Annotated in this window: 15 protein-coding genes; 9 read left to right on the forward strand and 6 right to left on the reverse strand. The window is 66.3% G+C overall.

What is annotated here, in order from left to right; all coding sequences use genetic code 11:
• Nucleotides 1–63: 63 nt before the first annotated feature.
• The 3 genes from MTR62_RS12135 to MTR62_RS12145 form a co-directional block, all read right to left on the reverse strand.
• Nucleotides 64–933, reverse strand: coding sequence for a CmcJ/NvfI family oxidoreductase (locus MTR62_RS12135; protein WP_244021237.1), 870 nt, complete (start codon nt 931–933; stop codon nt 64–66).
• Nucleotides 934–1,003: 70 nt separating this feature from the next.
• On the reverse strand, nt 1,004–1,420 hold the full coding sequence (locus MTR62_RS12140) for an acyl-CoA thioesterase (RefSeq protein WP_244021238.1): 417 nt from the start codon (nt 1,418–1,420) through the stop codon (nt 1,004–1,006).
• Between the two features lie 2 nt (nt 1,421–1,422).
• A complete protein-coding gene (locus MTR62_RS12145) occupies nt 1,423–2,103 on the reverse strand; it encodes a glutathione S-transferase family protein (RefSeq protein WP_244021239.1) in 681 nt (226 codons plus the stop codon).
• 272 nt (nt 2,104–2,375) lie between these two features.
• On the opposite strand from MTR62_RS12145, the gene MTR62_RS12150 reads away from it, so the two are divergent.
• Genes MTR62_RS12150 through MTR62_RS12165 form a run of 4 tightly spaced genes read left to right on the forward strand, consistent with a single transcriptional unit; the run spans nt 2,376 to nt 6,334 of the window.
• Complete coding sequence (locus MTR62_RS12150; RefSeq protein ID WP_244021240.1) at nt 2,376–3,146, forward strand: glutathione S-transferase family protein; 771 nt, start codon at nt 2,376–2,378, stop codon at nt 3,144–3,146.
• Between the two features lie 14 nt (nt 3,147–3,160).
• Nucleotides 3,161–3,988 carry a beta-etherase gene (locus MTR62_RS12155; RefSeq protein WP_244021241.1) on the forward strand — a complete coding sequence of 276 codons (828 nt, stop codon included), beginning with the start codon at nt 3,161–3,163 and terminating at the stop codon, nt 3,986–3,988.
• An 11-nt stretch (nt 3,989–3,999) separates the two neighbouring features.
• Complete coding sequence (locus MTR62_RS12160) at nt 4,000–4,854, forward strand: glutathione S-transferase family protein (protein WP_244021243.1); 855 nt, start codon at nt 4,000–4,002, stop codon at nt 4,852–4,854.
• 43 nt (nt 4,855–4,897) lie between these two features.
• A complete protein-coding gene (locus tag MTR62_RS12165; protein WP_244021245.1) occupies nt 4,898–6,334 on the forward strand; it encodes an aldehyde dehydrogenase family protein in 1,437 nt (478 codons plus the stop codon).
• 83 nt (nt 6,335–6,417) lie between these two features.
• Here MTR62_RS12165 and MTR62_RS12170 read toward each other — a convergent pair whose 3' ends face one another.
• On the reverse strand, nt 6,418–7,332 hold the full coding sequence (locus tag MTR62_RS12170; protein ID WP_244021247.1) for an SDR family NAD(P)-dependent oxidoreductase: 915 nt from the start codon (nt 7,330–7,332) through the stop codon (nt 6,418–6,420).
• 101 nt (nt 7,333–7,433) lie between these two features.
• Between MTR62_RS12170 and MTR62_RS12175 the strand changes: the two genes are divergently transcribed.
• Complete coding sequence (locus MTR62_RS12175; protein ID WP_244021249.1) at nt 7,434–8,156, forward strand: nuclear transport factor 2 family protein; 723 nt, start codon at nt 7,434–7,436, stop codon at nt 8,154–8,156.
• Nucleotides 8,157–8,489: 333 nt separating this feature from the next.
• A complete protein-coding gene (locus MTR62_RS12180) occupies nt 8,490–9,755 on the forward strand; it encodes an MFS transporter (protein WP_244021278.1) in 1,266 nt (421 codons plus the stop codon).
• 10 nt (nt 9,756–9,765) lie between these two features.
• Here MTR62_RS12180 and MTR62_RS12185 read toward each other — a convergent pair whose 3' ends face one another.
• Nucleotides 9,766–10,089, reverse strand: coding sequence for a hypothetical protein (locus tag MTR62_RS12185; RefSeq protein WP_244021251.1), 324 nt, complete (start codon nt 10,087–10,089; stop codon nt 9,766–9,768).
• Nucleotides 10,090–10,193: 104 nt separating this feature from the next.
• On the opposite strand from MTR62_RS12185, the gene MTR62_RS12190 reads away from it, so the two are divergent.
• Entirely contained in the window at nt 10,194–11,621 is a 1,428-nt protein-coding gene (locus MTR62_RS12190) for an acyl-CoA dehydrogenase (RefSeq protein WP_244021253.1), read from the forward strand.
• A 40-nt stretch (nt 11,622–11,661) separates the two neighbouring features.
• On the opposite strand, the gene MTR62_RS12195 is transcribed toward MTR62_RS12190, so the two are convergent.
• The gene (locus MTR62_RS12195) at nt 11,662–12,039 is read right to left on the reverse strand and encodes a MarR family winged helix-turn-helix transcriptional regulator (protein ID WP_244021254.1); all 378 of its coding nucleotides are present in this window, start codon (nt 12,037–12,039) and stop codon (nt 11,662–11,664) included.
• 211 nt (nt 12,040–12,250) lie between these two features.
• Between MTR62_RS12195 and MTR62_RS12200 the strand changes: the two genes are divergently transcribed.
• Together MTR62_RS12200 and MTR62_RS12205 are read left to right on the forward strand one after the other, a co-directional pair.
• Nucleotides 12,251–13,720: a carotenoid oxygenase family protein gene (locus tag MTR62_RS12200; protein WP_244021255.1), complete on the forward strand. Its 1,470-nt coding sequence runs from the start codon at nt 12,251–12,253 to the stop codon at nt 13,718–13,720.
• A 10-nt stretch (nt 13,721–13,730) separates the two neighbouring features.
• The gene (locus MTR62_RS12205) at nt 13,731–14,192 is read left to right on the forward strand and encodes a DUF3237 domain-containing protein (protein ID WP_244021257.1); all 462 of its coding nucleotides are present in this window, start codon (nt 13,731–13,733) and stop codon (nt 14,190–14,192) included.
• The last annotated feature ends 2 nt before the right edge of the window (nt 14,193–14,194 follow it).

Here is a 14,194-nt window from a genome sequence, read left to right on the forward strand (position 1 = left end):
CGCCCCGCGCCGGGCCGGGCCGGGTGGCCGCAGGCGGCCGGTACGGGGCGTCCATGCGGTGGCTCAGGCCTTCTTTTCGAAGTAGGCGATGGCGCGGTATTCGTAGCTGGTGCGCCGCGTGGCGTCGGGCCTGGTGGTGTCGTGAAAGGCGGTGTGCGGGCTGCGCCAGGCGCGCGCATGGTCCGAATCGTGGAACGTGATGAAGATCACCTCATCGCGCGTCATATCGGGGAAGTACCACCAGCGATGGCCGGGCGAGTATTTGAAGATGGTGGCGGCGAGCATGGCTTCCTCGCCCTCGATCGGTGCGAACAGATCGGCTCCGGTGGGGATCACATCGACGTCGACCTTGTAGTTCGAGATGCTGTCCTCCTCACCTACCGAAGGGCCTTCGCACAGCGCCAGCGGCCAGTTCTGCGGTGCCGGTGAAAGCGCGCGCCACAGGCTGAAACAGATGAAGCGTTCGAAGCCGGGGCCGTCGGGCCGCAGCGTGTCGTAAAACCGCCGGGCGATGATCTGCGCGGTGGGGGTGTTGAAATCGACGTGGGCTTCGGCGGCCGGGGGCTGGATGCCCGCCGCATCGATCACCGGCGAGCGCAGCTGGCCGCCCATCGGATAGATGAAATCGCATCCCGTCAGCGCTTTGGCGACCGCCTCGACTTCGGCGGGGTAGGCCTTGAGCTGCCCGGCATCGGCGAAGTCGGTGATCTGCGTTTCGTGGCGGGCGAGGCAAAAGCCGTCCGTATCGAGCGTGGGCGGGCTTTCGCGCAGCCGCGCGTTGCGGATCGTGGCGGGATAGAAATCGTAGACGCCGGTGTTGTATTCCGCGCCCGGTGCCCAGAAGCGCCGGTTGATGCGCGAGGTGGGCACGAGGTACTTGATCTCGGTCTCGATCTGCGCGCCGGGGCGCGAGAGCGTTTCAGCTTGCGGCATGTCTCTCTCCTCCAAAAGCGGGGCGCAGGCGCTCTGGCGTCGCCTGTTACCCCGAACGTGCGGCCCCAAATCAGCCCGGTGCAAAGCGCGCGCGCACCGCATCGGGTACCCGTGCGGCCTTGAGCCGCCCGTCCTCGCGCACGCTCCACACGCGCTTTTCGGTGCCTTCCACGCACAGCGCATCACCCAGCCGGATGCGGTGCGCGATGGTGAAGCTGGAATTGCCGAACTGGGGCGCCTCGGCCTCGATCGTCACCACGTCGCCGTAGCTGGCCGGGGCGAGGAAGCGTGCGGCAAGGTCCACCAGCGGAAAGCCCGCAACGCCAAGCTCGCGCAGCATGTCGCGCTTTTTGGGCAGGCCAGCCGCCTCGAACAGGCGGATGGTGCTTTCGGCAAACATGTCCATGTAGCGCGGAGCGAAGACGATCCCGGCCGGATCGCACTGGCCCCATTCGATGCGGTGTTCGCGCGTGAGAAAGGGTTGCATGGTCAGGCCAGGATGTTCTTGCCCTGGCGGGTCGTCTTCTCGGCCATCTCCTCGGCCTTGGGCGGCTCGGGAATGGTCAGGCCGCGCTGGACCGCGGGGCGCTCGGCGATGGTGTCGAACCAGCGCTGGAGATGGGGCAGGCCGCCCATGTCGATGCAGGCCCAGTCGTGCCCGCGCACCCAGGGGAAGCAGGCGATGTCAGCGATCGAATAGGCACCGGCAAGATACTCGCTAGCGGCGAGCTGGCGATCCATCACCTCGAACAGGCGGCGGCTTTCGCGCGTGTAGCGATCGATCACCTCGGGCAATTTCGGCTCGAAGTAGCGGTTGAACACCGTCGCCTGTCCCATCATCGGGCCAAGGCCGGACATCTGCCACATCACCCACTGGATCGCGCGGCTGCGCCCCTGCGTGTCGGTGGGCAGGAAGCGGCCGAACTTTTCGGCGAGGTAGATCAGGATCGCGCCCGATTCGAACACCGCAAAGCCGCCGGTTTCAGTGTTGACGTCATGATCGATCAGCGTCGGGATCCTCCCGTTGGGATTGCGCGCGAGGTACCACTCTTCCTTCTGCTCGCGGTTGGTGAGCGAGATCGCGCGCACCGTGTAGGGCGCGTCGAGCTCCTCGAGCATGATAGTGGTTTTCCAGCCGTTCGGAGTCTCCGAAGTCCACAGTTCCAGCACGTCTCTCTCCCATGACGCGCGGGCGGCGAGTCGCCTCGCGTTCTCCCGCCCGTGTGTGTCGTCCAAGGGAAGCAGAGCGCCGGGATGCGGGCAAGAAGAGTGCCACCAGTATCACTGGGACTGCCACCTTGGCGCTTGCCGGTGGGGCCACGCCCACGCAAACGGTTGGCAATTGTAATAGTATCGCTGCTGGACTTCCCCGCCGCGTCGGCGCGACGCACTCTGCCGCCCGAGAGATCCGCAAGGACACCATGGAGAGGACCCGACACGCGATGTTGACGCTGTACAGCTTTGGCCCTGGAGCCAATTCGCTCAAACCCCTGCTGGCGCTTTACGAAAAGGGGCTCGCGTTTACGCCGCGTTTCGTCGATCCAACCCGCTTTGAACACCACGAGGACTGGTTCAAGAAGATCAATCCCAGGGGGCAGGTCCCCGCGCTCGACCACGATGGCCACATCATCACCGAATCGACGGTGATTTGCGAATACCTCGAGGATGCCTTTCCCGACGCGCCCCGGCTGCGCCCGACGGACCCGGTGGCCATCGCCGAAATGCGCGTGTGGACCAAATGGGTGGACGAATACTTCTGCTGGTGCGTTTCGACGATCGGCTGGGAGCGCGGGATCGGGCCGATGGCGCGCGCGCTGTCGGACGAGGAGTTCGAGGAAAAGGTCAAGCGCATCCCCGTGCCCGAGCAGCAGGCCAAGTGGCGCAGCGCGCGCGCGGGCTTTCCCAAGGCCGTGCTCGATGAGGAAATGCGTAAGATCCGCGTGTCGATCGACCGGCTCGAAAAGCGGCTGAGCGAGAGCGAATGGCTTGCAGGCGAGACCTATACGCTCGCCGACGTGTGCAATTTCGCCATCGCCAACGGCATGGAAAAAGGCTTCGACGACATCGTCAATCCGACCGCGACGCCCCATCTCGTCGCCTGGATCGAGCGGATCAACGCGCGCCCCGCGGCGATCGAGATGTTCGCCAAGTCGAAGAACGAATTCGCCAACCGCAAGCCCTTCGCCAAGCGCGAAGAGCAGGCCCCGGCCTGAGGAGCGCGGCGGACATGGCCAGGGACAACCGCATCACGCTCTACGATCTGCAGCTCGCCTCGGGCTGCACGATCAGCCCCTTCGTGTGGCGCACCAAGTACGCGCTCGCGCATAAGGGTTTCGATGTCGATATCGTGCCCGGCGGCTTTACCGGCATCGCCGAGCGGACCGGGGGGCGGTCCGAGCGCGTGCCGGTGATCGTCGATGACGGCGAATGGGTGCTCGACAGCTGGAAGATCGCCGAATACCTCGACGAAAAGTACCCCGATCGGCCCATGCTTTTCGAGGGCCCCTCGATGAAGGTGCTCACCCAGTTTCTCGATTCCTGGCTGTGGCAGACCGCCATCGGGCCGTGGTTTCGCTGCTACATCCTCGATTACCACGACCTCTCGCTGCCCTGCGACCACGCCTACGTGCGCCAGTCGCGCGAGACGATGTTTCTGGGCGGGCAGAAGCTGGAGGACGTGCAGGCGGGCCGCGAGGATCGCCTGCCGCTGGTGCCGCCGACCCTGGAACCCTTGCGCAAGCTGCTGCGCGCGACGCCCTGGCTGGGCGGGGAAAAGCCCAATTTTGCGGACTACACCGCGCTGGCGGTGTTCCTGTGGACCGGCTCGGTGGCCACCACACCGCCGTTGACCGAGGATGACCCCTTGCGCGACTGGCTCGATCGCGGGTTCGACCTCTACGGCGGGCTCGGGCGTCATCCGGGGATGCACACGCTGTTCGGCCTGCGCTTGCGCGACGGCGATCCCGAACCGTTCGAGAAGAGCGGGGCGGGCATCGAGGTCGCCCCGGTCAACACGGGTACGGCCGCGCGCGCCGAACCGGCGACGGCAGACTGAGGGAGGCAGCGATGGCCTGGGACCAGGAACCGCAGGGGCAGGCCCTGCGCATGTACCACATACCCGGATGCCCCTTTTCCGAGCGGGTCGAGCTGCTGCTCGATCTCAAGGGGCTGGGCGCGGTGATGACCGATCACGAGATCGACATTTCGCAGCCGCGCCCCGACTGGCTCTTGCGAAAGACGCGGGGCACCACCTCGCTGCCCGCGCTCGAACTGGAAAACGGGGAGACCTTGAAGGAGAGCATGGTCATCATGCGCTACATCGAGGACCGCTTTCCCGAAATTCCGGTGGCGCGGCGCGACCCTTACGAGCACGCCGTCGAGGCGATGCTGTGCGCGACCGATGGCGCGTTTACCGGGGCGGGCTACCGCATGATCCTCAACCGCGATCGATCCAAGCGCGAGGAACTGCGCGCCGAGGTCGACCGGCAATACGCCCGGCTCGACGATTTCCTGCGCCATTACAGCCCCGGCGGGGTCTACCTGTTCGAGCGTTTCGGCTGGGCCGAAGTCGCCTTTGCGCCGATGTTCAAGCGGCTGTGGTTCCTTGAATATTACGAGGACTACGAAGTGCCGCAAAAGCTCAAGCGGGTGCTCTTGTGGCGCGAGGCGACGCTGGCCGAGCCGGTGGTCCAGGCGCGCCACGGCCACCGCGAATTGATGACGCTCTACTACGATTACGCGCAAGGCGGCGGCAACGGGCGCCTGCCCGAAGGGCGCAGCGTGTCGAGCTTCGCGCTCGACCCGCACTGGCGCAGCCGCCCGATGCCCCCGCGTGACAAGTGGGGCCACGCCGCGAGCGACGCCGAACTCGGCCTGATCCCCGGCGTCACCATCCGGGCGAGCGACACCGTGCCCGCCTGAGGCGGCGCACAGACACCTTTTGCGAGAGAGCAGGAAGCCGACAATGAAAAGCTATCCCAGGAACTACATCGATGGGCAGTGGGTCGAAAGCCAGGGCGGGAAGCGCCACACGGTCATCAACCCGGCCACCGAAGGCCCGGCGAGCGAGATCGTGCTGGGCACCCCCGCCGACGTCGATGCGGCGGTGATCGCCGCACGCCGCGCTTTCGAAAGCTTCAGCCAGACCACGCGTGAGGATCGCATCGCGCTGATCGGCCGGGTGATCGAGGCGTACAAGGCGCGTATCCCCGACATTGCCGAAGCCATCGCGACCGAGATGGGCTGCCCGATCTCGACCGCCTCGACCGCGCAGGCGGGCTCGGGGCTGGGGCATCTGGGGCAGGCGCTGGCCTCGCTCACCGCGTTCGAATTTTCCGAGACCATCGGCGATAACGTGGTGGTGCGCGAGCCGATCGGCGTGGTCGGGCTCATCACCCCGTGGAACTGGCCGATGAACCAGATCGTCGCCAAAGTCGGCCCGTGCCTTGCGGCGGGCTGCACGATGATCCTCAAGCCCTCCGAAGAGGCGCCCAGCTCGGCCGCGATCTTCGCCGAGGTGATGGAGGCTGCGGGCGTTCCGGCGGGGGTGTTCAACCTCGTCCAGGGTGATGGGCCGGGGGTGGGCACCGCGCTCGCCCGGCATCCGGGGATCGACATGATCAGCTTTACCGGCTCCACCCGTGCCGGGATCATGGTCGCCAAGAACGCGGCCGATACGGTCAAGCGCGTGGCGCAGGAACTGGGCGGCAAGTCGCCCAACATCATTCTGGAAGGCACCCCGCTCGACAAGGCGCTGCCCGGCGGCGTGGGCGGTGTGCTGCTCAATTCGGGGCAGTCGTGTGTCGCGCCCACGCGCATGCTGGTCCACGTCTCGCAGCACGATGAGGCGGCCCGCATGGTCGGGCAGATGTTCGCGGAAAAGCCGGTCGGCGATCCGATGCAGGAAGGCCCGCATATCGGCCCGGTCGTCAACAAGGCGCAGTGGGACAAGATCCAGGGGCTGATCCAGCAGGGCATCGACGAGGGCGCGACGCTCGTTACCGGGGGCACCGGACGGCCCGACGGGCTCGACCGTGGCTACTACGTCAAGCCCACTGTGTTCGCCAATGTCACGCCCGAAATGACCATCGCGCAGGAGGAAATCTTCGGCCCCGTGCTGGTCATCATGCCCTACCAGGACGAGGCCGACGCGGTGCGCATCGCCAACGACACGCCCTATGGCCTTGGCGCCTACATCGCGGGCGATCCGGCGCGCGCGAGCAAGCTGGTCGGCAAGCTGCGCGCGGGTGCGGTCTTCGTCAACGCGGGCGGCCTCGCCATGGACATGCCTTTCGGTGGCTACAAGCAGTCGGGCAACGGGCGCGAATTCGGCAAGTTCGGCATCGAGGAATTCCTCGAGGTCAAGGCGGTGATCGGGACCTACCAGCCCGAAGCCGTGTGACCCGCGAGGTGGGCGTAACGCAAAACCTCCCGAGGTGACTGAGGCCCCCGGACGGTTCGATCCGTCCGGGGGCGTTTTTTGCGTCAGGTGAGGTCGGCGAGCGAGACGCTGCGGCCTTGCGCGGCGGCGCGGTTGGCCTCGCGGCGCAGGCGTTCGATTTCGAGCCGTTCGGGCGGGGCGGCTTCGTCGGGCAGCGCGGCGAGCGAGGTCTCGTAGATTTCCCGAAAATCCTCGGCGTATTCGGGGTGCGAGAAGATCAGGGCGCGGTTTTCCTCGATCCCGCGCAGGGTCTTTTCGCCCACTTCGAGTGGGTCCATGCCGAGCTCGAACGCCTTGCCGAACTGCGTCAGGGTCTGGGCATCGACCGTCTCGAACCCGCTTTGCGCATAGGCCTCGGGGCGGCGAAAGGCGCTGTCCCAGGCGTTGGTGCGGGTGAGGCCCGGACACAGCAGCGAAACGCCGATGCCCTGGGGCGCGAGGTTGTAGCGCAGGCTTTCGGTCAGCCCGCGCACCGCGAACTTGCTTGCGGTGTAGATGCCTGCCTGTGGCCCTGAAAGATAGGCCGCCATCGAGGCGACGTTGACCACGTGGCTGCCCGGACCGGTCTCCTTTAGGAGGGGGAGAAGGGCGACAAGACCGTTTACGACACCTCCAAAATTCACCCCCATGATCCAGTCGTAATCGGCATGCGTGGCGCTGTCGGTCGGTCCGAACACCGAGACCCCGGCGTTGTTCACCAGCACGTCGAGCCGGCCGAAGGCAAGGCGCAGGTCATCGGCGCCCCGTGCGAAGCCTTCGCGGTCGGTCACGTCGAGCGCGATGAACAAGGGTACTTCGCGCTCCTGTTCGCGAAACCAGCGTTCCGCTTCGGCGCGGTAGGCCTCGTTGCGGTAGCTCAGCGCGAGCCGGAAGCCGGCGTTGGAAAAGGCCCGCGCGAGGCCCAGGCCCAGGCCCGAAACCCCGCCCGTGATGAAGGCTACGCGTCCGTCGTGTCGCATGATCGTTGCTCTCCCAGGATCGCCGGATGCTCCCGGCTTGATTCTCTATACTGTTAGTGTAGCAAACTAAATGAACGAGAAAACATCCGGGAGAGATTCGCATGGCCGACGGGCTCGACACGATCGATCAGGACCTCGCGCAGCGTCTCGACGCGCTCGATCACCGCGTGGGGGAACTGGAGGACATCAACGCCATTCGCCGCCTGCACTGGGCCTATGGCTACTACATCGATTTCAACCAGCCCGAGAACGTGGCGCAGCTCTTCGCCGAGGATGGCGTTGTGGTGTTCCTTTCGGGCGAATACGTCGGGCACGCGGGGGTCTTGCGGCTTTACGGGGACTGGATCGCGGGGCGCTTCACCGGCGGGCGTCCGGGGCCGGTCGACGGACTGCTGCTCGACCATTTCCAGATGCAGGACATCATCACCGTCGCGCCCGACCGCAAGAGCGCCAAGGGCCGCTTTCGGGGCATGCTGTTCGGCGGCTGGCACGACGATTTCCAGGACACGCGCGAGGAGATGATGCCCCAGCAGTTCATGGAGGCGGGCATCTACGAGAACGACTACGTGCGCGAAAACGGCGTGTGGAAGATCAAGCGGCTCGACTACATGATGCAGTGGCAGTCCAATTATGAAGAGGGCTGGGCGCACACCACCTCGCACCTCCAGCCCGCCACGCGCACGTTTCCCGACGATCCGCTCGGTCCCGACCGGCTGCTGCCCGAAAGCGAGCATCGGCCGACCTGGCCCTATCGCCGCGACGTGCCGATGCACTTTGCCCATCCGCGTTTCGGTGCGCTGCTCGCCGGGGCGGAGCGAAGCTGAATTGACGCTGGCGTCGGCCTCTCTCTCTGCTAGTGGATTGATTTTGACATTTGCATCCCCTGGCGGCTGGGATGGGTCTGCAAATGACAAAATCGTAAAATCCACGAGAATCAAATAAATGCTAGGGGTTCGAAACGATTCTGACAGATGCACTCGCCCTATCCGATAGGGTATCAAATGTCAGAATCGAACCACTAGCCTGTATCCTGAGAAAACAATGGCGAGGCGCCGTCGTGCGCCCGCGACACGATGGGAGAGAACGGCGCCGTGACCAGGCTCGATACCCCTGCGCGCGATCCGCGCGATCCGCGCGCGATCCTTGCCCAGGCGCCGATGTCGCGCGCGCAGATCGGCGCGGTGGCGATCATGGTGGGGCTCAACGCGCTCGACGGGTTCGACGTGCTCTCGATCAGCTTCGCTTCGCCCGGTATCGCCACCGAATGGGGGATCGACCGCGTGGCGCTGGGCATCGTGCTGTCGATGGAGCTGATCGGCATGGCGGTCGGCTCGGTCGTGCTGGGGGGCGTGGCGGACCGGATCGGGCGTAGGCGCACGGTGCTCGGCTGCCTCGTGGTGATGGCGCTGGGCATGGTGATGGCGACCCGCGCGGGCGATGTCACCACGCTTTCGCTCTGGCGCGTGCTGACGGGCCTGGGCATCGGCGGGATGCTCGCGGCGATCAACGCGGTGACCGCCGAATTCGCCAACGCGCGGCGGCGTACGGTGGCGATGGGGATCATGGTCATCGGCTACCCGCTGGGCGCGGTGATCGGGGGGCTGGTCTCGGCGCACCTGCTCACCGTGTTCGACTGGCGCGCGATATTCCTGTTCGGCGGCGCGATGACCGCCAGCTTCATTCCCTTGGTCTGGCTCTTCGTGCCCGAAAGCGTGCAGTATCGGCTGGTCCGGCGCGGCCCCGACACCCTGGCACAGGTCAACGCGGTGCTCGCCCGGTTCGGCCACGGCCCGGTCGAGAGCCTGCCGCCAGTCCGCAGCGAGGAGGAGAAGGCCTCGATCGCCGACATCCTGCGGTCCGGCCTCGTCGCCACCACGCTGCTGGTGACGCTGGCCTATTTTGCGCACATCGTCAGTTTCTACTTCATCCTCAAGTGGACGCCCAAGATCGTCGTCGACCTGGGCTTTCCCGCGCCCGAAGCGGCGGGCGTACTGGTCTGGGCGAACCTGGGCGGCGCGCTGGGCGGGGGCCTCTTCGGCTTTGCGGTCCAGCGCCTGCCGCTCAAGGGGGCGACGGTCGCCATGCTGCTGGGCTCGGCGGTGATGGTCGCGGCGTTCGGGGTGGCGGGCGCGCATACCTTGCCCGCCCTGTCCGCGCTGGCGTTCACCTCGGGCCTGTTCACCAACAGCGCGGTGTCGGGCCTCTACACGCTCTTCGCCCGTGTTTTCCCGACCCATGTGCGCGCGACGGGGACGGGTTTTGCCATCGGTGTCGGGCGCGGCGGTGCGGCGCTCTCACCCATTCTCGCGGGCGTTCTGTTCGAGCAGGGGCTGTCGCTCGCCATGGTGGCGACGACGATCGCGCTGGGTTCGCTGCTCGCGGCTCTGGCGCTGGCGTGTCTGCGGTTCGAGCCGCGCGACTGACGGCGCGCTTTTATCGCTCGAAATTGCAATGAAACATAGTTATCGTGCGACGCGGAGAGAACAAGAGTTTCGGAGAGTTTCCTTGAAGTATCAGCCCCACGCCGATGCGCTCGCGCGTCATCTCGAAATCGTGCCGTTCCTGTCCGACCTTGGCGACGCAGGGATCGAGCTGGACTTCGACACCTGGCGTCCGATCCTCGCCGAAGCGGCCAAGCTGGCCGAAGGGGCGATCGCCCCGGTCGATCGGGTGATGGATGAAGTGGGTGCGCGCCTGGTCGACGGGCGGGTGCGGACCGTGCCGGGCCACCGCGAGGCGTGGGACGAATTTGCGCAAGGCGGGTGGATCGGGCTGCCCTTGCCCGAGGCGCTGGGGGGCATGGCGCTGCCGCTGGTGCTCCAGAACGCCTGCGAAGAACTGTTCAACCGGGCCTCGCNCCCTTGCCCGAGGCGCTGGGGGGCATGGCGCTGCCGCTGGTGCTCCAGAACGCCTGCGAAGAACTGTTCAACCGGGCCTCGCCCGCCTTTTCGATGCTTGGGACCCCCGGCCGGACCGCCGCCGAGCTGCTGGTGGCCAGCGCGCCGCACGCCCTTGCCGAGGCCTGGGTACCCCGCCTCGTCAGCGGTGAATGGGGGGCGACGATCTGCATTTCCGAGCCCGACGCGGGCTCGGACGTCGGGCGCATCCGCACCGGCGCGCAGGAGCAGGCGGACGGCAGCTGGCGCGTCACGGGCGAGAAGTGCTGGATCTCGTTCGGCGATCACGATCTGACCGCGCGCATCGGCCACTGCCTGCTGGCGCGCTCGAACGAGGCGGGCGGGGTGCGCGGGCTCAGCCTGTTCCTCGTGCCCGATCGCCTTGACGATGGCGCGCGCAACGGTGTCTTCGTGCGCCGGATCGAGGAGAAGCTGGGCCTGCATGGCTCGCCCACCTGCGTCATGGGCTTCGAGAACGCGCACGGCACGCTGATCGGGCCTGAGGGGCGGGGGCTCCAGACGCTGTTTCACATGATGCTGCGCATGCGGCTGTCGTGCGGGCCGCAGGGGATCGGCGTTGCTGCCGACGCCTTCGATGCGGCGCTTCGCTACGCGGGCGAGCGGCGGCAGGGCGGCGCGCCGGACGCTCTACCGGTGTTCATCCAGAACCATGCCGACGTCCAGCGCATGCTGCTGGGCATGGCTGGGCGGATCGAGGCCGCGCGCGGGCTGTCGCTGGCCTGCGCCAATGTCCTGCACCTCAGCGAAATCGCGCGCGATCCCGAAGACCGGGCGCGCTGGGCGAGCCTGGCCCAGTTCCTCCTGCCGATCGTCAAGGACCACTCGGCCCGGCTCGCGTTCGATTGCGCGAGCGAGGCGGTGCAGGTCTTTGGCGGGGCGGGCTACACGCGCGAATGGCCGGTCGAGCAGCGGCTGCGCGACGCGCGGGTCTTTGCGGTGTTCGAAGGCACCAGCGGCATTCAGGCGATCGACATGGTCCATCGCCGCCTGTGGCGCGAAAAGGGCGCGGGGTTGCACCTGTTCGTTTCGATCGCGCGGGCCGAACTGGCGCAGGACGCGGCCTCGCGCCAGTTGGCGCAGGCGCTCGATGCGCTTGAAAACGCCGCCGAGGTAATCGGCGCGATGCAACCCTCGCCGCGTGACGGCGAGACCGGAGCGTTGGCCTTCCTCGATTTGTGCGGGGCTTGTGCCGGGGGCTGGATCGCGCTGCGCCTCGCGCGTTCGGCGGGCGAGGATGCGGTGGGCCAGCGGCTGCGCGCCGCGGCGCAGTTCTTCCTCGCCGAACTGCCCGCACGCGCTCGCGCGCTGGGGGAACTGGCCTGCCTTGGCCGGGCGCGGCTGGAAGGGTTTGCGGCCTATCTCGAAGACTGAGGGCTTGGTACGGGTCTGGTTCACGGTGGCATCGGGGCGCTTAGAACGCCTTGATGTCGACCTCGTGGATGCGTTTGAGCAGCGCGGCGAGCATGTAGAACTCGGCGTCGGAGAAGCGCTCCTTGAGCCAGGTGCCAAGCTGCGCGCTGCGTTCGCGCGCGACCGAGAGCATGCCGATGCCCGCCTCGGTGATCTCCAGCGTCTGGCGCCGCTTGTCGGTGGCCGAGGCGCCGCGCACGATCAGCCCGCGCCCTTCGAGGCGGTTGATGATGCCCATGACCGTGGCGCGGTCCATTTGCAGCGTGCGCCCGATGTCGCTTTGCGAGGTGCCCGGATTTTCCGCGATGAGGATCATCGTGGTGAGCTGGGTCTGGGTGATGCCAAGATCGCTGAAAACCTCGGAGAACTGCCGCTGCACCGCCCCTTGTGCCAGACGAAGATGTAGGTCTAGCACATGATCGAGGCTCGTCGATGCGGCTGCGTCCGTCAGAGGGAGGGGGGTATCCATATCGTCTAGTTGCGATTCTTTGCCCCGATCGTCAAGTCGCCTCTTGGATATTTTTGTGAGTGAGGCATACAATGTCGAGCGAGAGAATTCGCAAGCGACGGATTCGCTGCAAGGAGAGGACATGGCGCATTTCCCCCAAAGCCCGAGCTTTACCGGGTTCAACACGCCCTCGCGGATCGAGGCCGACATCGCTGATCTCGCGCATGAGGGCACGATTCCGGCGGGGCTGAACGGGGCGTTCTACCGCGTCCAGCCCGACCCGCAGTTCCCGCCGCGCCTGGGCGATGACATCGCCTTCAACGGCGATGGCATGATTACCCGCTTCCACCTCCACGATGGCCAGTGCGACTTTCGCCAGCGCTGGGCCAGGACCGACAAGTGGACGCTCGAAAACGAGGCCGGGCACGCGCTTTTCGGCGCCTACCGCAACCCTTTGACCGACGATCCTTCGGTTGAGGGCCGCTTTCGCTCCACCGCCAACACCAACGCGTGGATCTACGCGGGCAAGCTGTGGGCGATGAAGGAGGACAGCCCGGCGCTGCTGATGGATCCGGTGACGATGGAAACCAGGGGGTTCGAGACCTTTGGCGGGGCGATGAAAGGGCAGACGTTCACCGCGCACCCCAAGATCGATCCGATCACCGGGAACATGGTGGCGATCGGCTATGCGGCCTCGGGTCTGTGCAGCGAGGATGTGGCCTATTACGAAGTCAGTCCCGAGGGCGAACTGGTGCGCGAGGTGTGGTTCAAGGCGCCCTACTACTGCATGATGCACGACTTCGCGATCACCGAGGACTATCTGGTCATCCATATCGTGCCCTCGATCGGGAGCTGGGAACGACTGGAAAAGGGGCTGCCGCATTTCGGTTTCGACACCACGATGCCGGTTCATCTGGGCGTCCTGCCCCGCCGCGAAGGTGTTACTGGCGCCGACATGCGCTGGTTCACGCGCGACAACTGCTTTGCCAGTCACGTTCTCAACGCCTGGCAGGACGGCGCGAAGATCCATTTCGTCACCTGTGAGGCGAAGAACAACATGTTCCCCTTCTTCCCCGACGTTCATGGCGAGCCGTTCAACGGGCGCGAGGCGATGAGCTATCCCACCGAATGGTGCGTCGACATGGCCTCCAATGGGGAGGGCTTCGAAGCGGTGACGCGGCTGAGCGAAACCGCCTGCGAGTTTCCGCGCATCGACGATCGCTTCACCGGCCAGAAGACCCGCTACGGCTGGTTCCTCGAGATGGACATGAAGCGTCCGGTCGAGCTGCGGGGCGGCAGCGCCGGGGGCCTTTTGATGAACTGTCTGTTCTTCAAGGATTTCGAGACGGGTGAGGAGCAGCACTGGTGGTGCGGGCCGGTTTCCAGTCTGCAGGAGCCGTGCTTCGTGCCGGGTTCGCCCGATGCCGAGGAGGGCGATGGCTGGATCGTGCAGGTGTGCAACCGGCTGGAGGAACACACTAGCGATCTGCTCGTTTTCGATGCGCGCGCCATCGAGCAGGGCCCGATCGCGACGATCCACATTCCGATCCGGCTGCGTTTTGGCCTGCACGGCAACTGGGTGGACGCGGGCGAGATCGGGCTGGCCGCCTGAAGGAGATGCCATGAACCCGCCCGAGCTGGAATTCGTCTACGCCGCCGCGTTCGATCTGGAACCGCCGCAAGAGATCGGTGCGACCCATGATGGAGCGCGGCGGATCATTCCGATCGTGCCGGGCGGGACGCTCGAAGGGCCGCGGATCAAGGGGCGGCTGGTCGGCAATGCATCCGACTGGCAGCTGACCCGGCCCGACGGGGTGACCGTCGTCGATGCGACTTACGCGATCGAGACTGAGGACGGGGTGCTGATCCAGATCCGCAACCGGGGCCTGCGCCGCGGCCCGCCCGAGGTCATGGCGCGGCTCGCGGCCGGAGAGGTGGTCGATCCGGCCGAGTACTACTTTCGCACCGTGCCCGAATTTTTTGCGCCCGATGGGCCCTACGACTGGCTTAACCAGTCGATCTTCCTGTGCGCGGGCGCGCGCTATGCGCTGGGTATCCGGCTGTGGGTCTGGCGGGTGGTGTAAGC

Origin of the sequence: Novosphingobium organovorum (genome assembly GCF_022832435.1) — a bacterium.
Taxonomy (GTDB): Bacteria; Pseudomonadota; Alphaproteobacteria; order Sphingomonadales; family Sphingomonadaceae; genus Novosphingobium; species Novosphingobium organovorum.